Genomic DNA, 20,303 nt, shown 5'->3' on the forward strand with positions numbered 1-20,303 from the left:
ACTTCTTCAACTCACCAAGTCACCACATCAGCAAGATCCCAAATCGTGGATGCGAAGGGCCCCGGGCGACAAGGATCGGAAGGGAAGAGAGCACGACCGTGCGCCACCGCGGCGGCACCCTCGAAGGTGCCGCCGCACCCCGCACCACATCCCCGACGCGGCAGGGAGCGAGCACCCATGCAGGTCCCCCTCTATCAGGTCAAGGCGGAGTTCTTCCGCATGCTCGGTCATCCGGTCCGCATCAGGGTCCTCGAGCTGCTCCAGCACGGGCCCGTGCCGGTGCGGGACCTGCTCGCCGACATCGAGATCGAGCCGTCGAGCCTGTCGCAGCAGCTGGCCGTCCTGCGGCGCTCGGGCATCGTGGTGTCCATCCGTGAGGGCTCCACGGTCCGCTACGCCCTCGCCGGCGGCGATGTCGCCGAACTGCTGCGCGCGGCCCGCCGGATCCTCACCGAACTGCTGGCCGGACGCAACGAGCTGCTGGCCGAACTCCGGGAGACGGACACGCCCGCCCCTCCGGTGCCGACCAGCAGCCGCTGAGGCCGGTGCTACGCGCAGCCCGCCACGGTGTCCCGGGACGCGTCGTCGATCAGCGCCTTCTGGGCCGCCCGCAGACGGCCGACATCGGGCTTGACCACCTTGCGGTCGTAGGTCATCAGGCCGTTGAGCTCGCCCTCCACGTCGGAGATCTGCGTGTAGACCGCGCCGTTGCCACCGCGGCAGGCCAGCGCGTGCACCTCCGCCAGCTTGCGCAGATAGTCGTCCGTGTACGTGGACGGGTCGACGTCGACGTACGACTGCTGCACCGACCAGGCGTGTCCGGGGACGGCGAGGCCGAGGCCGCCGTACTCGCCGCTGACCAGGGCGCGCCGGCCGTCGGGATGCGGCGGCAGGGCCGGGCTCGGATAGCCGTGCTCGTCCATGATGTCGCCGGCGCCGCCGTCCGCGCCGAGGTTGAGGCCGGACATGTTGTTCACCAGCCGGGTCGGGTCCCAGGACTTGGCCTGGGAGGCGACGCGGCCGACGTCGTACTGGCCCCAGCCCTCGTTGAAGACGACCCACATGACGACCGACGGGCTGCTGATGTGCTCGTCGATCATCTGCTTCATCTCGCGCTCGTACTCGGCCCGCGCGGCGGTGGACGGATCGACGCCCGCCGTCATGGCCGGCATGTCCTGCCACACCATCAGGCCGAGCCGGTCGGCCCAGTAGAACCAGCGGTCGGGTTCGACCTTGATGTGCTTGCGGACCGCGTTGAAGCCCATCTTCTTGTGCATCTTCAGGTCGTAGGCGAGGGCCTCGTCGCTCGGCGCGGTGTAGAGGCCGTCCGGCCAGAAGCCCTGGTCGAGGGTGGCCATCATGAACACCGGCTTGCCGTTGAGCATCGTGCGCGGCACGCCGTTCACCTTCTGCACCGCGACGGAGCGCATGCCGAAGTAGCTGCCGACCCGGTCCCCGCCGACGCTCACCTTCAGGTCGTAGAGGAAGGGGTCGTCGGGGGACCACAGGCGGGCGTGCGGGATCCTGAGCGTCAGCGGTGCGCCGGTGCGGCCGGTGGCCGTGGCCACCTCGCGCCGTCCGTCGTACGCCGTCGCGGTGATCCGTACGCCGTCGCGCACGCCCCGCGGTTCCACGGTGAGCGTGCCCGCCCCCACGTCGGGGGTCAGCTTGAGCTGGTCGACGTGGTCGCGGGCGACGGGCTCCAGCCAGACCGTCTGCCAGATGCCGGAGGTCGGGGTGTACCAGATGCCGCTCGGGTCGAGGCGCTGCTTGCCGAGCGGGGGGTTCGCTCCGCCCTGCGCGTCGGTGGGGTCCTGGACGCCGACGATCAGCTCCTGGGTGCGGCCCGGCTTGAGGGCGTCGGTGATGTCGGCGCTGAACTTGTCGTAGCCGCCCTGGTGTTCGGCGACCTTGGTGCCGTTGACGTAGACCTCGGCCTGCCAGTCGACGGCGCCGAAGTTGAGCTGGAGCCGCTTGCCGGAGCCGATCCGCCAGGTGGGCGGGACGGTGAACGTGCGCCGGTACCACATGCGGTCCTCGTGCCGTTCGATCCCCGACAGCTGGGATTCGACGGGGTACGGGACGAGGATCCGCTCGGCGAGGCTTTGGCCCACGGGCGGCTGCTCGCCGGCCTTGGCCGCGGCGAACTGCCAGGTGCCGTTGAGGCTCTTCCAGGCCGACCGGGTCAACTGCGGCCTGGGGTACTCGCGGTGGGCGTTCGCCGGGGTCACGTCGTCGGCCCACTTGGTGCGCAGCTCGTAGGTGGAGTGGTTGGCGCCGCTGCTCCAGAAGGACTTGACAACGTTGCCATCGACGCCGGTCAGACCGCCCGCTCCGTCGTAGCGCACATCGGCGAGGCCGGGGGCGGTGCCGGTCCTGTTGCCGACGACGGGCTCCTTCAGGGAGACCAGCAGGCTCCGGGCGTCGTCCGGGTTGCCCCTGACCCCGCCGAGCGGCCAAGTGGCGCCGCCGATCACGGCGTTCAGGTGGGCGGTCAGGCCGGCCGGAGGCGCGGCGAGCCGCTGCGCGAAGTCGAGCCGGAGGGTGCGGCCGTCGCCGAGGACGGTGGTGGCGATGGCGCCGTCGTAGTCGTAGCCCTCGGGGAGCAGGAAGGCCGACTGCGGTACGGCGGTCTTGGCGCCGCCGGGCGGGGTCCAGCGCAGGTGGAGGTTGGAGCCGCCGTAGTGCTCGAAGTACTCGACCTTGATGTCGTACGCCTTGCCCGCGGTCAGCTCCACGGGGGCGCCGGTCTGCTCGCGGTCCCAGTCGTCGACCCAGTGGTCGATGACGAGCCGGCCGTCGACCCAGAGGCGGAAGCCGTTGTCGCCGATGATGGAGAAGGTGGTGGGGCCGGTCTTCTCCGGCACGATACGGCCGGTCCAGCGGACGCTCACGTCGTCGGACTGCCCGGTGGCCGAACTCAGCCTGGACTCCAGGGAGTCGAAGTCGAGCTGCGGGTCGAAGCCGGTGGCCTTCAGCTTGTCGAAGTCGAAGGCGCCGGGTGCGGACTGGGTGTAGTACTCGCCCTTGAGGCCGTGTACCTCTACGGGATCGCCGGCGGCGCTCGCCGCCCGCGCGTCCACCGCGGCGCTCGCGACGGGGGCCGCGGTCAGGCCGCCGAGGCCGAGGGCGGCCGCGAGCAGCAGGGACAGGCGCCGGCGGCGCGGCCTGGAACGGGGGCGGGGGGATCTGGCGAACCTGGTGGTCCGGATGCGCACGAATCCTCCTTGAGTGAGGAAGGGTGGCGGTTCGGTGGTGCCCGGGCTGTCCATCGTTGGAAACATCGTTGGAAACGCGGGCCCTTGGCATGAGACCACGCCCTCCGGCCGCTGTCCAGGGACATGACAACACCGGGCCGCACCGCTCCCTTGGCGACCCGTGCGCATCCGCTCGTGACCGTCGACCTGTGCATCGCCGCGACCGCCGCCGTCGCGATCGTCGCCGTCGCGAGCGTCGCCGTCGCGAGCGTCGCCGCAGCCGGATGCGGGGGCGCGGGCGCCGGCGGGTGCGGGGGCGGGTGCGCTGGGGCTAGCGGTCGCGGGAGCGGGATCGCTGGGGCTGGGGGCTGGCGCTGGCAGCGGGTTCTCCGGGGCTCGACGCCCGTCGCGCCCCCACCGCGTCGCTCACCGGCACGCCGAGGCGTCGGCGTGCCGGCGGAGGCCCGCCGTGCGTGTGGGCGCGGAGAAGCCGGAGCCCGGCCACGGCGACCAGCCGATCGTGTTGTTCAGCCGTTCGCCGGCCGAGCCCCGGCTGACCGCCGTACCGGCGAAGGCTCGGCGCTGCCGAGGCCGCCGCCGAGCGTTGCCCGCTGCCGAAGCCGCCGCCGAGGTTTCAGCCCAGCACCCGCCGCTTCTGGGCCGCGAACTCCTCTTCCGTGAGGATCCCTTGGGCCTTCAGCTCGCCCAGCTCCTTGAGCTGGTCGATCTTGCTCGTCATCTCGTCGTCCGTGGAGGGCGCCGCCGGCGCGGCGGCAGGAGCGGCCGCGGCCGGCTGCTGCGGGGCGTACTCCTGCTGGGCCTGCTGCTGGGCGTAGTCCTGCTGTGCCCAGCGGCCCGCCTGGCGGCGCGAGACGCGGTTGGAGACGGCGGTGGCCGTGCCGGCGACGACGGCGGTGCGCGCGACGCCTCGAAGAAGTCCGGGCATGTTCTCTCATCTCCCCTGCCGGGTGCGGAAGGTTCTCCTGCCGGGTGCGAAGGTCAGGCCGCCGCCGACCCTCCGGGCGGCGTCGTCGCTCCCTCCGTGGCGTCCAGCGAGGCCAGCAGCGCCTGCACCGGGATCCGGCCGCCCGCGACGAGCTGGGCCCCGCCGCGCCGCAGCTCGCGGGCGAGGGGCGCGGCCCACAGGTTCTCGTACACCAGGACGGCGGCGGAGTTGCCGGGCTCCAGCGCGGCCCCGGCCTCGTCGAGGTCGCCCTGGTCCAGCACACCGCAGGACGCGCCCTCGAAGACGGTCAGGTCGATCTCGTCGCCGACGTCCGTCAGCTCCAGCGCGACGACCGAGCCGTCCGTCTCCTTGCGTACGAACGTCAGGTCGATGATCCGGATGATCCCCCGCTCGACCAGGTCGACCAGGAGCGGGAAGCCCTCACCGGTCATGCGATTGCCGGGGAACTCGATGACCAGGTAGTCGACGGGACCCATCTCTTCGACGTCGTTCATGGCCGTTCCTCCGGTGTGGACGGGATGTGGGCGCACCTGTCTCCCCGCTCGGGCGCCGCGCCCGAGGCGCGGCCGGCGGTGACCGGGCCCTTCCCGCCCATTGCAACACGCGGCCGGAGGCCTCGCACGTCCGGCGGCCGGCGGCCCGGCGCCGGCCGCGGGGCCGTTCTTGACTTCGAGCGCGCTTGAACTCCTAACGTCGTAATCGACGCCGGAATCGAAGACCACCTTTTGACGAAGGGCTGGAACCCACATGAAAAAGCGCAGGCTGCGGGAGCTCGAGGTGTCGGCCATCGGGCTCGGCGCCATGGGAATGTCCGCCTTCTACGGCTCCTCCGACGAGGACGAGGCCGTCAGGACCATCCGGCGGGCTCTGGAGCTCGGCGTCGACTTCATCGACACCGCGCAGCTCTACGGGCCGCTGACGAACGAGATGCTGATCGGCCGGGCGGTGAAGGGCCACCGCGAGGAGTACGTGATCGCCACCAAGTTCAACTACCGCATGGACGACGCGGTCCCGGGCGACATGAGCACGATCGGCCGCCAGGACGGCTCCGCCGAGCATGTGCGCAGCTCCGTCCACGGCTCGCTGCGGCGGCTCGGGACCGACTACATCGACCTGTACTACCAGCACCGCGTCGACCCGGAGGTGCCCATCGAGGAGACGGTGGGCGCGCTGGCGGAGCTGGTCGCCGAGGGCAAGATCCGGCACATCGGGCTGAGCGAGGCGGCGCCGGAGACCATCCGCCGCGCCGACGCCGTGCACCCCGTCACGGCGGTGCAGACCGAGTACTCGCTGTGGACCCGCGACCCCGAGGCGGAGGTGCTGCCCGTCTGCCGGGAGCTCGGCATCGGGTTCGTGCCGTACTCGCCGCTCGGCCGCGGTTTCCTGGCCGGCCGGTTCTCCTCCCCCGACGAGCTGGACGAGAACGACTGGCGCCGCAGCGGCCCCCGCTTCACCGGCGGCAACCTCGAGGCGAACCTGCGGCTGGCCGGGAAGGTCAAGGAGATCGCCGCGGAGAAGGGCGTCACGCCGGCTCAGCTGGCGATCGCCTGGGTGCTGGCGCAGGGCGAGGACCTGGTCCCGATCCCGGGCACCAAGCGCCGCGCCTACCTGGAGCAGAACGCCGGCGCGGTCGACGTCGAGCTCACCGCGGACGACCTGGCCCGCATCGACGCCGAACTCCCCCGGGCCGCCGGCGAGCGCTACGACGAGGCGGGCATGCGGTCCGTCAACCGCTGACGCCGGAAGCGGCCCGGGGCCCGGGGCACGGGGCCTCTAGCTCTGGGAGAGCATGCCCTCGCGCAGCCGGGACAGGGTGCGCGAGAGCAGCCGGGAGACGTGCATCTGGGACACGCCGAGGCGCTCGCCGATCTGGGCCTGGGTGAGTTCCTCCACGAACCGCATGTGGATGATCAGCCGGTCCCGTTCGCCGAGTTCGGCGATCATGGGGGCCAGGGCGTGGAAGTCCTCCACGAGCTCCAGGGCCGTGTCGTCGGCGCCGATGAAGTCGGCGAGCACGGTCTCGCCGTCCTCGCCGGTGCCCAGGGCGGCGTCCAGGGAGGAGGAGTTGTAGGCGTTGGCGGCCAGCCTGGCCTCGATGACGTCCTCCTCGGACAGGCTCATCAGCTCCGACAGCTCCTTGACGGTGGGCGTACGGCCGAGCCGGCTGCGCAGTTCCTCCGTCGCCCGGGCCAGTTCCACCCGGGCCTCCTGGAGCCTGCGCGGCACGTGCACGGCCCAGGAGGTGTCGCGGAAGAAGCGCTTGATCTCGCCGACGATGTAGGGGATCGCGAAGGAGGTGAACTCGACCTCGCGGGTCAGCTCGAACCGGTCGATCGCCTTGATCAGTCCGATCATGCCGACCTGGACGACGTCCTCCATCTCCTCCGGCCCGCGGCTGCGGAACCGCGCCGCCGCGTACCGGACGAGGGACATGTTCATCTCGATCAGCGTGTTGCGCGCGTACTGGTACTCGTGCGTGCCCTCCTCCAGCGTCGCGAGCTGGTCGAAGAACAGCTTGGACAGCGCACGCGCGTCCTTGGGGGCGACCCGTGCGGGGTCGGCGACCTCCGGAAGCCGGGTGGTGGGCGTGCCCGTGTCCGTGCACGTGTCCGCGTTCGCCCTCGCGTTCGCCACGGTCGCTTCCATCATCGTCCGTTTCCCTCCCAAGTCGACCGGCTCGAGGCCTGTTCGCTACGAGCCGACGCAAGAGCGCCTACCCCGGCTCTCTCTTCGTATGCGCCGGGAATGCGGGTCCTTCGGGCAGACGGCACGCCGACGGGCAGACTGTGAGCACGAGCGCGCCGAAGACGAGCGGTCCCGGCAGGGCGACCAATCCGCGGGCCGTACGGCCCCGGATTACGCGGGGATGTTCTGGCCTGTCACTTTCCTGGAGGGACCGTTGTGAAGGAAGCCGTGTACATCGGCAGAAACCCATCAGCCGAGCCGGATCTGCAGCAGCTGCTGCACGAGGTGGCACTGGGTGATCAGGAGGCTTTCGCCGCGGTCTACGACGCGGTGGCCGGCTCCGTTCTCGGAGTCGTCCGCGCGGTGCTGCGCGACCAGGCGCAGTCGGAGGAAGTGGCGCAGGAGGTGCTGGTGGAGGTGTGGCGCACGGCGCCGCGCTACCGGCCCGAGCGCGGCAGCGTCGTCAACTGGATCCTCACCCTGGCGCACCGGCGGGCGGTGGACCGGGTCAGGTCGGTGGAGGCGGCCGCGGCCCGTGACCACAAGGCCGCCCTGCTGGAGCGGACCCCCGAGTACGACGAGGTGACCGAGCAGGTCGAGACCCGGCTGGAGCAGGAGCAGGTACGGCGCTGTCTGCGCACCCTCACCGAGCTCCAGCGGCAGTCGGTCACCCTGGCGTACTACCGCGGCCTGACCTACCGGCAGGTCGCCGAGGCGCTCGCGCTGCCGCTGGGCACGGTCAAGACCCGCCTGCGCGACGGACTCATCCGGCTCCGCGACTGCCTGGGGGTGACCGCATGACCACGACGGACCCGCACACGCTGACGGGCGCCTACGCTCTGCACGCGCTGCCGGACGACGAGCGCGCCGCCTTCGAACGCCATCTGGCGGAGTGCGGCTCGTGCGAGCAGGAGATCGCCGAGTTCGCCGCCACGGCGGCCCGGCTGGCCCTGGCCTCTTCCGCGCCGGTCCGCCCCGCGATGCGGGAGCAGGTGCTGCACCGCGTCACCACGGTGCGCCAGGTCCCGCCGGGCGCCCCGCCCCGGGAGCGGGTCCGCGGGGCGGTGCCGCGCGGCCGGGGCCTGGCCCGGTGGGCGCTCGCCGCGTGTCTGGCCGCCGCCGCTGCCCTCGGCGGCACCACAGCCTGGCAGTACGAGCGTGCCCAGGACGCCCGGGACCGGGCGGCGCGGGCGGAGCGGCACGTCGAGGAGGTGGCCGGTGTGCTGGCGGCCCCCGATGCCCGGAGCCGCTCGGCGCGGGTGGCCGGCGGTTCGGGAACGCTGGTGGTCTCGGCGGGCCGCGACCGGGCCGTGTTCGTGGCCTCCCGGATGGCCGAGCCGCCCCGGGGGAAGGTGTACGAGCTCTGGTTCGACGACGGCGGGACGATGCGTCCGGCCGGACTCATGGACCCGGGCCGCCCCAGCCAGGCCGTACTCATGGACGGGGCCGTGGACGGCGCCTCCGGGGTCGGCATCACCGTCGAGCCGGCGGGAGGCTCACGGCAGCCGACCACCACACCGGTCGCCCTGCTGAGCGTGCCCTCCTGAGGGCACCCGTGGGGGAGCCCGCCGCGGCGGCGGGCTCCCCCACGGGCCGGTCCGTGTCTCATCCGCCGCGTGGCCGCCACGGGAAGAACCCGCTGGTACGGGCCGCGTACGCCGCCCAGCCGGGCCGTTCGGCCATGTGCCGCTCCAGCAGCCGCTTCCCGCTGCCCTTGGTCAGCAGCGCGCTCATGACGAGCGGCGAGAGGACCGAGACGGCGGCGGCCCCCGTGCCCGCGTCGCAGGCGACCAGGTACAGCCCCCACCAGACGCAGAAGTCGCCGAAGTAGTTCGGGTGGCGGGTGTAGCGCCACAGCCCCCGGTCCATGATCCGGCCGCGGTGGGCCGGATCGGCCTTGAAGCGGGCCAGCTGGGCGTCCCCTACCGCCTCGAAGACCAGCCCGGCCGCCCACACCGCCGCCCCGGCGAAGGCCGGCGCGGACAGCGGGGCCGGTCCGTACTGTGCGGCCTGCACGGGCAGGGACACCAGCCACACCAGCGCGCCCTGGAGCAGGTACACCGCGCGCAGCGCGTACAGGCGGCGGTCGCCGGGCGCGCGGGCCAGCAGTGCCTCGTACCGGGGGTCCTCTCCGTGGCCGCGCCCGCGGCGGGCGATGTGCGCGGCGAGCCGCAGCCCCCATACGGCGGTGAGGACCGTCACCAGCAGCCGCCTGCCCGGGTCGCCGTGGCCGGCCGAGGCCGCGAAGGTCACCACGGCGACGGCGGTGAAGGCGACGCCCCACGCGACGTCCACGATCCGGTGCGCTCCGCGGGCCAGGGCGATCACGAAGGTGCCGAGCATGACGGCCAGGGCGGTGGCCGCCGACCACGCCAGGCTGACGGCGAAGGCGCCCCAGGAGAACGTGCTCACCGGACGTCCAGGTCCCGGTGCCAGGCCGCCGTCTCCGCCGCCGTCAGCCCGCTGTCGCCGCCCGCCGCCGTGCGGGTGGCGAGGAACTGGTCGACGCCCATGCGGCCCTCCTGGAACGCGAGCCCGCCTCCGACCAGGTACAGCCGCCACACGCGCGCCGTCTCCTCGCCCACCGTCCGCACGAACTCCGCCCAGCGCTCCTCCAGCGTGCGGTGCCAGGCGGCGACGGTGCGCACGTAGTGCTCGCGCATCGACTCCACCGAGAGGATCTCCAGGCCCGCCGCCTCCAGCAGCCCGGCGGTCTCCCCCATCGGCCGCATGTGCATGTCCGGGGCGACGTACGCCTCGATGAACGCGCCGCCGCCCGGAGCGACGGCCCCGCGCGACATCTGCTGGACCAGTACGCGCCCCCGGGGCCGCACCAGCCGGTGCAGGGCCGCGGCGAAGGCCGGGTACTCGGCGTCCCCGACGTGCTCGCCCATCTCGACGCCGGCCACGGCGTCGTAGCCGGCGCCCGCGACGTCCCGGTAGTCCTGGCGGAGCACCTCGACCCGGTCCGCAAGCCCCCGCTCGCGCACCTGTTCGCGTACGTACGCGGCCTGTTCGCGGGACAGGGTCACGGCGGTGACGTGGGCCTTGTGCCGTTCGGCCGCGTACAGGCTCAGCGATCCCCAGCCGCAGCCGATGTCGAGCAGCCGGGCGCCGGGCACGAGGGCGAGTTTGCGGCAGATCAGCTCCAGCTTGGCGCGCTGGGCCGCGGCGGGGGCGGCCGCGGGGTCCTCGTCCGTCCAGTAGCCGCAGGAGTAGGCCATCGTGTCGTCGAGGAGCAGACGGTAGAAGTCGTTGGACAGGTCGTAGTGGTGGCTGATCGCGGCGCGGTCGCGGGCCCTGGTGTGCGGGCCGCCGCGCAGCCGGGCCTGCGAGGCGGGGGCGGGCGGGCGCGGTCCGAGGGCGCCGAGCCGTACGGCCTCGCGAAGGGCGCGGGCCCGGTCGGTGAACGCGGTGCGCGGCGCGCGCGGCCCGCGCTCGCGGACGACGGCCCACAGCAGGCGCAGCCCCTGCCCGAGGTCGCCCTCCACGTCGAGCTCCCCCGTCACGTAGGCCTGGGCCAGGCCGAGTTCGCCGGGTTCCCACAGCAGGCGCCTGAGGGCGCGGCGGGAGCGGACGACGACCACGGGCGTGCCGGACGGGCCGGTCTCGCTGCCGTCCCAGGTGCGCAGCCTGACCGGCAGGGGTCCGCCGAGCGCGTCCTCGGCGAGTGCGGCGAGCCGGTGGGCGGCACCGGGCCGGGCGAGGGTGCGGGCGGTGGTCATCGGGCGGGGTCCTCCTTGGTGAGCAGGTACTGCTGGACGTCGAGGTAGCCGGAGCGGAAACCGGCCTCGGAGTAGGCCAGGTAGAAGGTCCACAGCCGGCGGAAGGTCTCGTCGAAGCCGAGGGCCGCGGCCTCGCCGGCGCGCTCGGTGAAGCGCTCGCGCCACAGCCGCAGTGTCTCGGCGTAGTGCGCGCCGAAGCCGTCGCGGCGGGCGACTCGCAGCCCGGTGTGGTCGCGCACGGCCTGCTCGACGGCCTCGGTGGAGGGGATCAGGCCGCCGGGGAAGACGTACTTCTGGATCCAGGTGTGGGTGTCGCGGGTGGCCAGCATCCGGTCGTGGGGCATGGTGATGGCCTGGAGTGCCACCCGGCCGCCCGGGGCGAGGCGCTGGTCGAGGGTGCGGAAGTACACCGGCCAGAACTCGGCGCCCACGGCCTCGATCATCTCCACGCTCACCACCGCGTCGTAGGTGCCGCGGGCCTCGCGGTAGTCGCGCAGGTCGATGCGGACGCGGTCGGCGAGTCCCGCCTCGCGCACGCGGGTGAGGGCCAGTTCGCGCTGTTCGCGGGAGAGGGTGAGCGAGGTGACGTGCGCGCCGCGGGCGGCGGCCCGCAGCGCCAGTTCGCCCCAGCCGGTGCCGATCTCCAGCAGCCGGGTGCCGTCCCGGACGCCGGCCAGGTCGAGGAGCCGGTCGATCTTGCGGTGCTGTGCGGCGGCCAGCAGGGACCGGTCGGCGGGGAAGCCCCGGAAGACGGCGCAGGAGTAGGTGAGCGTCTCGTCCAGGAAGAGGGCGAAGAGGTCGTTGGAGAGGTCGTAGTGGCGGCTGATGTTGGTGCGCGCGCCGTCGGGCGTGTTGCGCTGGGCGGCGGGCTGGCGCTGGGCCCACAGTCCGCGCAGCCGTTGCAGCGGGGCGGGGATCAGGCTCGCCGCGTGCGCGGCGAGTACGGTGAGCGCGCCGGGCAGGTCGGGGGCGTCCCACTCACCCGCCATGTACGACTCGCCGAAGCCGATCAGGCCGTGCCGGCCGATGCGGGCGTGGAAGGCGCGGGGGTCGCGCACCTCTATCAGCGGGCCGCCCAGTCCGACGGTGGCGCCCTCGGCGAACCGTACGCGCAGGGGCAGTCGGCGCAGCGCGCGCCGGACGACGGACGCGGCGACGGCGCGGACGGGCCACGACGCGTCGGGCACGGCGGCCACGTCGGGCCGGCGCTCGCGGCCGGCGGGCTCGGTCCGCGGGCCCGCCGTCGTGCGGTGGGTGGCGGGGCGGGGATGGGCCGTGGTCATGTCGCACTCTCCGGGGTGCGGCGGCCCGGGCGCGGTTGCACCTCAAGGCCCCGCAGATACAGGCGGATTCCGTGGAAGCGGATGGCGGCCGACACCGCGAGGGTCGACCAGGGGCGGCGCAGCGCCAGGCGCAGCAGCGCGGGAACGGTGGCCGCGCGCCGGGTGCCGTGGACGGTCGCCGTGAAGGGCGGGCTGCCGGGCCGCTCCAGCCGTACGGTCAGGTTCAGCCGCTCGCCGGGCGGCGGGAGCCGCATGTGGTACTGGCCGTCGACGGGGAGGAAGGGCGAGACGTAGAACTCCTTGCCGGTGCGGGCGGTCCCCGAGGCGTCGGTGTGCAGGAGGTAGGCGTGGCGCTGTCCGTAGGTGTTGTGCACCTCGGCGACCACGCAGCGCGGGGCGCCGTCGGGGCCGTGACACCAGTACAGGGTGAGCGGGTTGAAGACGTGCCCGAGGACACGGGCGTGCGCGAGCATCAGGACCGGGCCGCCGCGCAGGTCGACGCCGTGTTCGGCGAGGAAGCCGTCCAGCGCGGCCCGGATCGACGGGGCGCGGCCCGTGAAGTGGTCGCGGGCACGGAACCGGGCCAGCGGCCGCAGCGGCCGGGGCAGCCGCGGCGGGCGGTCGGGGTCGATGAGCCACATGTAGGTGCGGTGGCGCAGGGCGTAGCGTTTCGGTGCCCGGCGTACGTGGGTGATGGTGCACGGGTAGAGGGCGGGCGGCCCCGGGCGGGCGGTGGGCGCGGTCACCACCGCACCCCCAGCGCGGCCGCGGCGTGGACGCCGCTGCGGCAGCCGTCCTCGTGGAAGCCCCAGCCGTGGTAGGCGCCCGCGAACGCGGTGACGTTCGTGTTCAGTCCGGGCAGCCGGCGCTGGGCGGCGACGGACTCCGGTTCGTAGACCGGGTGTTCGTAGGTCATACGGGCCAGCACCCGGCCGGGGTCGACGCGGTCCTGTCCGCCGAGGCTGACCACGAACGTGGCTGCCGCGTCGAGGCGTTGGAGCCGGTTCATGTCGTAGCTGACGCGGACCCGGTCGGCGCCCGCGTGGCAGGACGGCATCAGGAGGTTCCAGGAGGCGCGGGCGCCCCGGGCGCGCGGGAGGAGGCTGGTGTCGGTGTGGAGGAGGGTGGTGTTGCGCGAGTAGCGGAAGGCGCCGAGCACCTCCTTCTCCCGCGGTGTGGCGTCGGCGAGCAGCCGCAGCGCCTGGTCGGGGTGGACGGCGACGACCACGTGGTCGTAGGAGGCGGTGGTGCCGTCGTGCGCGGTCACCTCGGCGCCGTCGGAGTGCCGCAGCACGGAGCGGACCGGGCTCGCGGTGCGCACCTCGGGCAGGCCGGCCGCGACGCGGTCGACGTAGGTGCGGGAGCCGCCGGTGACCGTCCGCCACACCGGTGAGCCGGTCACCGAGAGCATGCCGTGGTGGGCGAGGAAGCGGAACAGGTACGCGGCCGGGTAGCGCTGGGCGGTGCCGGCGTCGCAGGACCAGACGGCGGACACCAGCGGGGTCATGAAGTGGGCCCGGAAATAGGGCGAGAAGCCCGCCCGGTCGAGGAACTCGCCGAGCGTCAGGGCGTCTTCGGCGCCCCGCTCGAGCAGGCGGCGGGCGGCCCGGTGGAAGACCGGGACCTCGGCCAGCATCCGCAGGTAACGGCCGCGCAGGGCGTGGCGTGGCCGGGCGAGCAGTCCGCGGGGGCCGCGGGCGCCGGCGTACTCCAGGCCGCAGCCCTCGCACCGCACCGACATGCTCATCTCCGACTCCTGCGTGGCGACGCCGAGTTCGGTGAACAGCCGCAGCAGGTGCGGGTAGGTGCGGCGGTTGTGCACGATGAATCCGGAGTCGACGCGGTGCGTGCGGCCGTCGGGCGCCGTCACCTCGTGGGTGTGGGCGTGGCCGCCGAGCCGGTCGTCGGCCTCGTACAGGGTCACGTGGTGGGCACGGCCCAGGATGTGCGCGGCGGTCAGTCCCGCGACTCCGCTGCCCACGACGGCGGTGCGGCGCATGGCTCTTTCCCTCCCGGCGAGTTGTGGTGGAACGTGGCGGGGCGCCGGCGCGACGGGCCGGCGCCGGGGCGGGCGCCCGCCGGCTGCGTGCGTGGGCCGGCGGGCGCGGTGCGGGTCAGCTCCTGGGCATGAGCACGGTGTCGACGATGTAGACGTTGGCGTTCGCGGTCCTGACGTTGCCGCAGACCACCTTCGCCGAGCCGTCGACCGTGTAGGACTCGCCCGAGCCGGACGTGGTCACCTTGGACTTCTCCAGGGTGGTGAAGGAGCCGCTCTGCAGGTCCTTGGGGGTGAGCCGCTTGCCGACCACGTGGTAGGTGAGGATCTTGGTGAGCTGCTCCTTGTCGTTCAGGACCTTGTCGAGGGTGGCCTTCGGGATCTTGGCGAAGGCGTCGTTGGTGGGTGCGAACACGGTGATGTCCTGGGCGTTGTTGAGGGTGTCGACCAGGCCGGCCTTCTTGACCGCCGTCACCAGCGTGGAGAGCACGGGGTTGTTGGAGGCGGCGGTGGCGACCGGGTCCTTGGCCATGCCGTCGAAGGATCCGGCGCCGTTCTTGGGCACGGCCGAACAGGCCGCGCCGAAGGGCTGGTCCATGGCGCTCGCGGATGCGGTCGAGCCGCCCATGTCGCCGCTGCCGGTGGTGGCCGGGGCCGACGCCTTGCCGGAGGAGTCGGACTTGCCGGAGTCGCCGCCGCTGCCGGAGCAGGCGGTCAGCGCCAGCGGCAGCACGGCCGCGGCGGCGAGGAGACCGGCGGTGCGGCGGATGCGGGGGCGGCGGACAGGGGTGTTCATCATCTTCTCCTGTTGGATCGCGCGGCACGGTGCGGCCGCGCCCGGGGGTGGTGGGGTGTGGTGGTTCGGGGGCCGGCGCCTCGTCGGGGCGCGGCCGGTCACTCGACGGTCACGACCACGGAGTGCCATCCGGTGGCGCCGTCGGGGATGGTGCGGGCGCGCTGGTCCGTCTGCACGGCGCCGGTTCGGTCGGTGGCGCGCACGGTGAGGGTGTGGCCGCCCTTGGCGGCCCGCCAGGGGATGGACCACTGGCGCCAGGTGTCCCGGGTGTCCTCGGCGGCCAGGCGGGCTTCCTGCCAGGGTCCGTCGTCGACGCGGACCTCGACCTTGTCGATGCCCCGGTGCTGGGCCCAGGCGACTCCGGCGATCATCACCGTGCCGGCCGCGGGCCGGGCGAACGGCTTCGGGGTGTCGATGCGGGACTCGGTCTTGACCGGCGCCTCGCGGGCCCAGCCGCGGCGCACCCAGTACGGGTCGTAGGCGCCGAACGTGGTGAGTTCGATGTCCTCGATCCACTTGCAGGCCGAGACGTAGCCGTACAGGCCGGGGACCACCATCCGTACCGGGAAGCCGTGTTCGAAGGGCAGCGGCTCGCCGTTCATGCCGAGGGCGAGCATCGCGTCGCGGCCGTCCAGCACGTCCTCGACGGGGGTGCCCAGCGTCATGCCGTCCACCGAGCGCGCCACCAGCTGGTCGGCGGGACCGCCGCGGGAGGGGGGCCTCACCCCGCACTCGGCGAGCAGGGCGGCCAGCGGTACTCCGATCCAGCGGGCGTTGCCGACGTAGGGCCCGCCGACCTCGTTGGACACGCAGGTCAGGGTGATGTCCCGCTCGATCAGCCCGCGCCGCAGCAGGTCGTCGAAGGTGTACGTGGCCGGTCGGCGCACGCCCTGGCCGTGCACGCGCAACCGCCAGGCGGTGGCGTCCACCCTGGGCACCACCAGGGCGGTGTCCACGCGGTAGAAGTCCTTGTTCGGGGTCGTGAAGGGGCTGATGCCGGCGATGCGCGGTTCGGCCCGTGGGGGCACCGGACGGGCCGGTGACCCCGGCCGGGGCAGCGTGACCAGCGCGCGGGAGGCGGCCGCGTCACGGCCGCGCGAGCCGTTCAGGGACCGGCCGGCCGCGCCGGCGGCGACCGACGCGGCCGCGGCGGCGGAGGCCGCGAGCACGAATCCCCGGCGGTTCCACCCCTCGCGCCCGGCCGGGGCGGCCCCGGGCTCGTGCGGCGGGGCCGCCGGCCGGAGCCGACCGGCCAGGGCGTACAGCAGCAGGGCTCCGGCGACGGCGCCCGCCACCGAGGGCAGCGCGTCGGCGGGACCGGCCGAGTCGGGGCGGCCGGTGGCCGCCAGCGCGCCCACGGCCCCGAAGAGAAGGACCCCGGCGGCTCCGACCCGCCGGTGGCGCACCGCGACCGTGCCCAGCGCCAGGGCGAGCACGGTGAGCACGGCGAGGATGCCGAGTTGCAGCACCAGTTTGTCGTCGGTGCCGAAGTGGCGGATCGCCCAGTCCTTCACCGGCGCGGGCGTCGCGTCGATCGCCGCGCCCGCGACCGCGACCACCGGCCCGGCCTGCGGCCGGACCGCCGCCGCCACGAGTTCGGCCACCGCCAGCGCGGCGAACCCGGCCAGCGCCCCGCTCAGCGCGCCGAGCGCGAGGCGCGGCAGGCCGTGCGGTGTCCGCTGGTCCTTCTCTTCGTCCCTCACGGTGGGAATCCGGTCCTGCGGCCGGGCCGGATTGGTGGCTCCCCCGATCAGGTGAAGAAACATTTCCTGGCAGTCCGCCGCGCCTTCGGCGACGTATTACACGATCGGTCCCCGCACCTGCGCGATCGGTCCGCCACGCGAAGGGCCCGCCCGGCCGCGCGGCGGCGGGGCCGCTGTGCGTGCCGAACGGGCCCTGGTGGCCGCGTGGTGGACGGGCTCACATGGCGTCGCGCGTCCCGGTGTTGACGCAGGCGTTGCCGAACGCCGGGTTCAGCGCGCCGATCACGTTCACCGTGTTGTCTTCCTCGGTGTTCGTGCGGACACCGGTGATCCGGGCCGGGCGGGCGAGGGGATTGCCAGGACCGGCCGGGTTCACCCGGACGCCGCACCGCCCGGGGGCCGGCGGGGAGGCTCGCGCGGAGGCGGCTACCGGTCCGCTTCCTCGAGCCGTACGAAGGGGATCGACTCCCCCACCCTGCGGTAGCCGGCCTCGCTGCCGTCGACGGTGAAGCCCATCAACGCGCAGAGCCGGCGGGCCAGTCGCGGATGCCTCGGGGCGTAACGGGCCATGATGTCGCCGCCCTCGGCGGGCGTGAGGAAGCGCGCGGTCACGCGGTGGCGGCGGTTGCCCACCTGGATCACGGTGTCGGGCCGCCGGCGCAGGTTGAGGTACCAGTCGGCGCGGGGACCGAAACCGGAGACGACGGTCCAACTGCCGCGCGCCGCGTCGCGGGTGACCACCTCCAGCATCACCGACCGGTCAAGCCCGGAGGTGCGCCCGGTGTGGTGCAGCAGCAACAGGCGGTTGCCGAAGAGCGGTCCGAGGCCGACGCGGTAGAGCTTGAGCGGCAGCCGCGCGACGGTGCGCCGCCACCCACTGGGCCGGGGTCGGTGCTTGCTCCGGACGGGGCCTTGCGCCATGGCCGACTGCCGCCTTCCGCGCTTGGGGGTGGAAGCGCCGGGGCACTTCTTTCGGGTAACGAGGTTCCGGGCCCCGCCACTTGACGGCACGACCTTTGCATAGTCTAAAGGATGCCGGACGCCCGCGAGGAGCGGTCGTCCCGAACCGGAGCACCGCAGGAGTACGTCGATGACCGCAGAGCGACCACAGCCACGGCACGCGGTCCTGTCCTGGCTGCCGCTGATCACCATGGCCGCCGTCGCTCTGGTGGACCTGGTGGCCGGCCCGAGTGTGGGCCTCCTTCCGCTGGTGTCGCTGGGTCCCGCCTTCTCCGGACTGGTCGGCGGCTGGCGGCGTACGGCCCTCGTCGGCGTGCTGGCGCTGCTGCTGTGCCTCGCGCTCGGCATGTACGACGGGCTGTTCGCGGAGCGGCGCGGGTTCACGGCCATGGTCTCGGTCGCCGGGGTGACGGGCGCGGGGATCGCGGCCGCGGTGATGCGCGGCAGACGGGAGGCGGAGCTCGCCGGGGTGCGCTCGATCGCGGAGGTCGCCCAGCGGGTGCTGCTGCGGCCCGTCCCGCTGAACGTGGGCTCCCTGCGGATGGCGGTGTCGTACACCTCGGCGGTCGCCGAGGCGCACATCGGCGGCGATCTGTACGAGGTGGTCGCCACCCCGCGTGGCGTGCGGCTGATCGTGGGGGACGTGCAGGGCAAGGGGCTCGCCGCGGTCGAGACGGCGGCGGTGGTGCTGGGCGCCTTCCGGGAGGCTGCGCACGACGAGCCGGACCTCGGCGGTGTGGGCGCGCGGCTGGAGCGCAGCGTGGCCAGGGAGGGCGACGGCGAGAAGTTCGTGACCGCGATCCTGGCCGAGGTCCGCTCCGACCACCAGGTCGTCTTCCTCAACTACGGCCATCCGCCGCCGCTGGTGATGCGGCGCGACGGCAGACTCGACTTCCCCGAGCCCGCGGAGTACGCGCTGCCGCTCGGGCTGGCGGCCCACCAGGGGCCGGAGGCCAAGCCGTTCACGGTCCGGTTCGCGCCCGGGGACCAGATGCTGCTCTACACCGACGGCGTCACCGAGACCCGCGACGGCCGGGGCGCCTTCTACCCGCTGCCCGACCGTGCGGTGCTGCTGAAGGAGCCCGACGCGCGCCAGGCGCTGGAGGGGCTGCGCGACGACCTGGTCCGCTACGCCGAGGGCCCCCTCCACGACGACGCGGCGATGCTCCTGGTCCGCTACCGGGAGCACTCCGAGGGGCCCGCCTGACGCGGCACCGGCCAGCCGAGGGGGTGGAGTTCGAGGTCGCCGGAGGCCAGGACCGGGGACTCGGCGCCCGCCGCGTTGAAGGCGCCGAGCGCCTCGACGAGTGCGGCGCGCCGGTCGGGGGCGAGCCGCTCGACGATCGCCGCGATCTCGGCACGGCGACGTGCGGTGACCTCCTCGACCGCGCGCCGGCCCGCGGCCGTGAGGCGGAGGATGGTCTCGCGGCGGTTGTCCGGGTTGACCTGGCGGTCGGCGAGTTCGGCGGCGATGAGGCGGTCCACCATGCGCATCGCCGTGGACGGCGCCACCTGGAGCAGCTCGGCGAGGGTGACCAGCTTGGTCGCTCCGCGCGTCGACAGCACGACGAGCATCCTGAACTGCGGAAGCGTAACGCGGTCCTCCAGGACGGTGAGCGACCGCGCCGACACGGCGACCAGCAGCCGTGAGGCGGTCAGCACCGCACGGGTCACCGCGTCGACGTCGTCCGCGCCCACGCCGTCGACGCCCATGCCGTCCACGCCGATGTCGTCGGCGCCGACGGTGTCCACACCGACGGCGGAGGGGCTCGTCGCGGAAGAGCCCATGACGGAGGGCCTCACGGTCGAAGGCCCCACGGTGGAAGAATCGCGCTCCAGCATGCGTCCTTTCTACCGCGTCGCGGTTCGAGCCCGCCCGGCGGACCGGTCAGCGCGGCGGCCGGGAGCCGGGGCCGAGGCCCACCATCCGCCAGATCCTGATCTCGCGCACGATCCCCGGCATCTCCCGGACCAGCAGGACGAGCGCCAGCCCTCCGACCACGGCGGCCTGCGCCGCCAGCACCTGTTTGGCCGTGATCCTCATCCCCGTTCCTTCCCGGTTCGTGTGTCCATGCCTGTACTGACCTGTCGTGCGGTCCGGCCCGCGGTGCGGCCGGCTCAGCCCGGCGGGAGGTTCGGCATGATCTTCATCATGGCGTTGTGCTTGCGCCAGTGGATGCCCGTGGAGCGGCGCGCGTCGGCGGTGCCGTCCTTGTGGTGGCCGGGCTGCCGCTCGTAGGGGCCGGAGTTGCCCTCGTGCAGTCCCGGGACGTGCTTGGGGGTGTCCGGCTTCACGTCGGGCTTGCCGACTCTGATCCTGCCCATGGTCTGCTCCTCACTCTCGGTGCGCTCACTGCCGTTCGGTGAGCTCGGCGAAGAATTCCTCGATCGCCGGCCAGACCCGGCCGCCGCCGGACAGACCGCGCCAGTGCGTCCGTACGACGGCGACCATGCGGAAGCAGTCGTCGACCGGGGCGATCCAGTGGTGCTCCTGCCCGCGGGCCGTGTTGACCAGCAGCGCCTCGACATCCGGCTCCAGCGTCGCCAACGGGGGGCAGCCCGCCGCCAGTTCGCGCCAGGCCTCGGCGTCGGCCTCCCACCGGGTGGCGCCCGCCGGGCTCGGATAGTGGGCCGTGACGGTGCCGTCCCGGTGGGTCACGAAGAACGCCAGGCCGACCGGCACTCCCAGGGCGGTGGTGTCCAGCTTGGGCAGCCTGACCCGCCGTTCGGGCACCAGCCGGTAACGCCCCTCGCTCGCGGCCTCCTCGACGAACAGGACCGAGCAGGCCCGGCACGCGCACATCAGCTCCGTGCTGCCGGTGTCCAGCAAGTGGCGGTGGTCCGGCGGCACTTCCTCACCGCACAGATCGCAGCGTTCACCGGCCCGCGTCCGCAGCTCGGCCACGCCGCGCACGACCCGCGCCAGGGCTCCCGTGGTGGTGTCAGGCATGGGTTTGGGGGCCGTAGGTGGGGGTGTGGAGGGTGGTGAGG

The 20,303-nt window shown here is 73.6% G+C and carries 22 protein-coding genes; 5 read left to right on the top strand and 17 right to left on the bottom strand.

Going from position 1 to position 20,303, the window contains the following annotated elements; genetic code table 11:
* Positions 1-177 precede the first annotated feature (177 nt).
* Entirely contained in the window at positions 178-540 is a 363-nt protein-coding gene (locus IE217_RS24580) for an ArsR/SmtB family transcription factor (protein WP_190180098.1), read from the top strand.
* Between the two features lie 8 nt (positions 541-548).
* Here IE217_RS24580 and IE217_RS24585 read toward each other — a convergent pair whose 3' ends face one another.
* From IE217_RS24585 to IE217_RS24595, 3 genes are all read right to left on the bottom strand, one after another.
* Entirely contained in the window at positions 549-3,272 is a 2,724-nt protein-coding gene (locus tag IE217_RS24585) for a PA14 domain-containing protein (protein WP_190180099.1), read from the bottom strand.
* A gap of 559 nt (positions 3,273-3,831) precedes the next feature.
* On the bottom strand, positions 3,832-4,143 hold the full coding sequence (locus IE217_RS24590) for an SHOCT domain-containing protein (protein ID WP_190180100.1): 312 nt from the start codon (positions 4,141-4,143) through the stop codon (positions 3,832-3,834).
* Positions 4,144-4,196: 53 nt separating this feature from the next.
* Positions 4,197-4,658: a DUF6325 family protein gene (locus IE217_RS24595; protein ID WP_229865577.1), complete on the bottom strand. Its 462-nt coding sequence runs from the start codon at positions 4,656-4,658 to the stop codon at positions 4,197-4,199.
* Between the two features lie 253 nt (positions 4,659-4,911).
* On the opposite strand from IE217_RS24595, the gene IE217_RS24600 reads away from it, so the two are divergent.
* Complete coding sequence (locus tag IE217_RS24600) at positions 4,912-5,901, top strand: aldo/keto reductase (RefSeq protein WP_190180101.1); 990 nt, start codon at positions 4,912-4,914, stop codon at positions 5,899-5,901.
* Positions 5,902-5,937: 36 nt separating this feature from the next.
* On the opposite strand, the gene IE217_RS24605 is transcribed toward IE217_RS24600, so the two are convergent.
* Complete coding sequence (locus tag IE217_RS24605) at positions 5,938-6,810, bottom strand: RNA polymerase sigma factor SigF (protein ID WP_190180138.1); 873 nt, start codon at positions 6,808-6,810, stop codon at positions 5,938-5,940.
* Positions 6,811-7,065: 255 nt separating this feature from the next.
* Between IE217_RS24605 and IE217_RS24610 the strand changes: the two genes are divergently transcribed.
* Positions 7,066-7,650, top strand: a complete 585-nt coding sequence (locus tag IE217_RS24610) for a sigma-70 family RNA polymerase sigma factor (protein ID WP_190180102.1) — start codon at positions 7,066-7,068, stop codon at positions 7,648-7,650.
* Entirely contained in the window at positions 7,647-8,396 is a 750-nt protein-coding gene (locus tag IE217_RS24615) for an anti-sigma factor (RefSeq protein WP_190180103.1), read from the top strand. The genes IE217_RS24610 and IE217_RS24615 overlap by 4 nt, the downstream gene beginning before the upstream one ends.
* Before the next feature lie 58 nt (positions 8,397-8,454).
* Here the strand turns inward: IE217_RS24615 and IE217_RS24620 are convergent, their stop codons facing one another.
* The 9 genes from IE217_RS24620 to IE217_RS24660 form a co-directional block, all read right to left on the bottom strand.
* Complete coding sequence (locus IE217_RS24620) at positions 8,455-9,261, bottom strand: DUF1295 domain-containing protein (RefSeq protein WP_190180104.1); 807 nt, start codon at positions 9,259-9,261, stop codon at positions 8,455-8,457.
* The gene (locus tag IE217_RS24625) at positions 9,258-10,574 is read right to left on the bottom strand and encodes an SAM-dependent methyltransferase (RefSeq protein WP_190180105.1); all 1,317 of its coding nucleotides are present in this window, start codon (positions 10,572-10,574) and stop codon (positions 9,258-9,260) included. The genes IE217_RS24620 and IE217_RS24625 overlap by 4 nt, the downstream gene beginning before the upstream one ends.
* On the bottom strand, positions 10,571-11,857 hold the full coding sequence (locus IE217_RS24630) for a class I SAM-dependent methyltransferase (RefSeq protein ID WP_190180106.1): 1,287 nt from the start codon (positions 11,855-11,857) through the stop codon (positions 10,571-10,573). Before IE217_RS24630 ends, IE217_RS24625 begins: the two co-directional genes overlap by 4 nt.
* Positions 11,854-12,606 carry a DUF1365 domain-containing protein gene (locus tag IE217_RS24635; RefSeq protein WP_190180107.1) on the bottom strand — a complete coding sequence of 251 codons (753 nt, stop codon included), beginning with the start codon at positions 12,604-12,606 and terminating at the stop codon, positions 11,854-11,856. The genes IE217_RS24630 and IE217_RS24635 overlap by 4 nt, the downstream gene beginning before the upstream one ends.
* A complete protein-coding gene (locus IE217_RS24640) occupies positions 12,600-13,856 on the bottom strand; it encodes an NAD(P)/FAD-dependent oxidoreductase (protein ID WP_190180108.1) in 1,257 nt (418 codons plus the stop codon). Before IE217_RS24640 ends, IE217_RS24635 begins: the two co-directional genes overlap by 7 nt.
* Positions 13,857-13,971: 115 nt before the next feature.
* The gene (locus tag IE217_RS24645; RefSeq protein ID WP_190180109.1) at positions 13,972-14,649 is read right to left on the bottom strand and encodes a fasciclin domain-containing protein; all 678 of its coding nucleotides are present in this window, start codon (positions 14,647-14,649) and stop codon (positions 13,972-13,974) included.
* A 98-nt stretch (positions 14,650-14,747) separates the two neighbouring features.
* Positions 14,748-16,415 (bottom strand): molybdopterin-dependent oxidoreductase, encoded by a 1,668-nt coding sequence (locus tag IE217_RS24650; RefSeq protein ID WP_190180110.1) that lies wholly within the window; start codon positions 16,413-16,415, stop codon positions 14,748-14,750.
* Between the two features lie 154 nt (positions 16,416-16,569).
* Entirely contained in the window at positions 16,570-16,728 is a 159-nt protein-coding gene (locus IE217_RS34920; protein WP_229865579.1) for a chaplin family protein, read from the bottom strand.
* Between the two features lie 50 nt (positions 16,729-16,778).
* Positions 16,779-17,273 (bottom strand): nitroreductase family deazaflavin-dependent oxidoreductase, encoded by a 495-nt coding sequence (locus tag IE217_RS24660; RefSeq protein ID WP_190180111.1) that lies wholly within the window; start codon positions 17,271-17,273, stop codon positions 16,779-16,781.
* A 169-nt stretch (positions 17,274-17,442) separates the two neighbouring features.
* On the opposite strand from IE217_RS24660, the gene IE217_RS24665 reads away from it, so the two are divergent.
* On the top strand, positions 17,443-18,519 hold the full coding sequence (locus tag IE217_RS24665) for a PP2C family protein-serine/threonine phosphatase (RefSeq protein ID WP_190180112.1): 1,077 nt from the start codon (positions 17,443-17,445) through the stop codon (positions 18,517-18,519).
* On the opposite strand, the gene IE217_RS24670 is transcribed toward IE217_RS24665, so the two are convergent.
* From IE217_RS24670 to IE217_RS24685, 4 genes are all read right to left on the bottom strand, one after another.
* On the bottom strand, positions 18,489-19,025 hold the full coding sequence (locus IE217_RS24670; protein WP_190180140.1) for a MarR family winged helix-turn-helix transcriptional regulator: 537 nt from the start codon (positions 19,023-19,025) through the stop codon (positions 18,489-18,491). The genes IE217_RS24665 and IE217_RS24670 overlap by 31 nt on opposite strands.
* A gap of 175 nt (positions 19,026-19,200) precedes the next feature.
* The gene (locus tag IE217_RS24675; RefSeq protein WP_190180113.1) at positions 19,201-19,356 is read right to left on the bottom strand and encodes a hypothetical protein; all 156 of its coding nucleotides are present in this window, start codon (positions 19,354-19,356) and stop codon (positions 19,201-19,203) included.
* A 74-nt stretch (positions 19,357-19,430) separates the two neighbouring features.
* The gene (locus IE217_RS24680) at positions 19,431-19,637 is read right to left on the bottom strand and encodes a hypothetical protein (protein ID WP_190180114.1); all 207 of its coding nucleotides are present in this window, start codon (positions 19,635-19,637) and stop codon (positions 19,431-19,433) included.
* Positions 19,638-19,662: 25 nt separating this feature from the next.
* Complete coding sequence (locus IE217_RS24685) at positions 19,663-20,262, bottom strand: DUF5947 family protein (protein ID WP_190180115.1); 600 nt, start codon at positions 20,260-20,262, stop codon at positions 19,663-19,665.
* Positions 20,263-20,303 lie beyond the last annotated feature (41 nt).

The sequence above is a fragment of the Streptomyces naganishii JCM 4654 genome, from assembly GCF_014650575.1.
GTDB lineage: Bacteria > Actinomycetota > Actinomycetes > Streptomycetales > Streptomycetaceae > Streptomyces > Streptomyces naganishii.

Coding starts and splice junctions, on each gene's coding strand:
- IE217_RS24590 (WP_190180100.1), bottom strand. CDS start 4,143: ATGCCCGGACTTCTTCGAGGCGTCGCGCGCACCGCCGTCGTCGCCGGC.
- IE217_RS24605 (WP_190180138.1), bottom strand. CDS start 6,810: ATGGAAGCGACCGTGGCGAACGCGAGGGCGAACGCGGACACGTGCACG.
- IE217_RS24600 (WP_190180101.1), top strand. CDS start 4,912: ATGAAAAAGCGCAGGCTGCGGGAGCTCGAGGTGTCGGCCATCGGGCTC.
- IE217_RS24665 (WP_190180112.1), top strand. CDS start 17,443: ATGACCGCAGAGCGACCACAGCCACGGCACGCGGTCCTGTCCTGGCTG.
- IE217_RS24595 (WP_229865577.1), bottom strand. CDS start 4,658: ATGAACGACGTCGAAGAGATGGGTCCCGTCGACTACCTGGTCATCGAG.
- IE217_RS24650 (WP_190180110.1), bottom strand. CDS start 16,415: ATGTTTCTTCACCTGATCGGGGGAGCCACCAATCCGGCCCGGCCGCAG.
- IE217_RS24685 (WP_190180115.1), bottom strand. CDS start 20,262: ATGCCTGACACCACCACGGGAGCCCTGGCGCGGGTCGTGCGCGGCGTG.
- IE217_RS24640 (WP_190180108.1), bottom strand. CDS start 13,856: ATGCGCCGCACCGCCGTCGTGGGCAGCGGAGTCGCGGGACTGACCGCC.
- IE217_RS24625 (WP_190180105.1), bottom strand. CDS start 10,574: ATGACCACCGCCCGCACCCTCGCCCGGCCCGGTGCCGCCCACCGGCTC.
- IE217_RS24585 (WP_190180099.1), bottom strand. CDS start 3,272: ATGGACAGCCCGGGCACCACCGAACCGCCACCCTTCCTCACTCAAGGA.
- IE217_RS24675 (WP_190180113.1), bottom strand. CDS start 19,356: ATGAGGATCACGGCCAAACAGGTGCTGGCGGCGCAGGCCGCCGTGGTC.
- IE217_RS24670 (WP_190180140.1), bottom strand. CDS start 19,025: ATGGGCGTCGACGGCGTGGGCGCGGACGACGTCGACGCGGTGACCCGT.
- IE217_RS24615 (WP_190180103.1), top strand. CDS start 7,647: ATGACCACGACGGACCCGCACACGCTGACGGGCGCCTACGCTCTGCAC.
- IE217_RS24580 (WP_190180098.1), top strand. CDS start 178: ATGCAGGTCCCCCTCTATCAGGTCAAGGCGGAGTTCTTCCGCATGCTC.
- IE217_RS24630 (WP_190180106.1), bottom strand. CDS start 11,857: ATGACCACGGCCCATCCCCGCCCCGCCACCCACCGCACGACGGCGGGC.
- IE217_RS24680 (WP_190180114.1), bottom strand. CDS start 19,637: ATGGGCAGGATCAGAGTCGGCAAGCCCGACGTGAAGCCGGACACCCCC.
- IE217_RS24660 (WP_190180111.1), bottom strand. CDS start 17,273: ATGGCGCAAGGCCCCGTCCGGAGCAAGCACCGACCCCGGCCCAGTGGG.
- IE217_RS24645 (WP_190180109.1), bottom strand. CDS start 14,649: ATGAACACCCCTGTCCGCCGCCCCCGCATCCGCCGCACCGCCGGTCTC.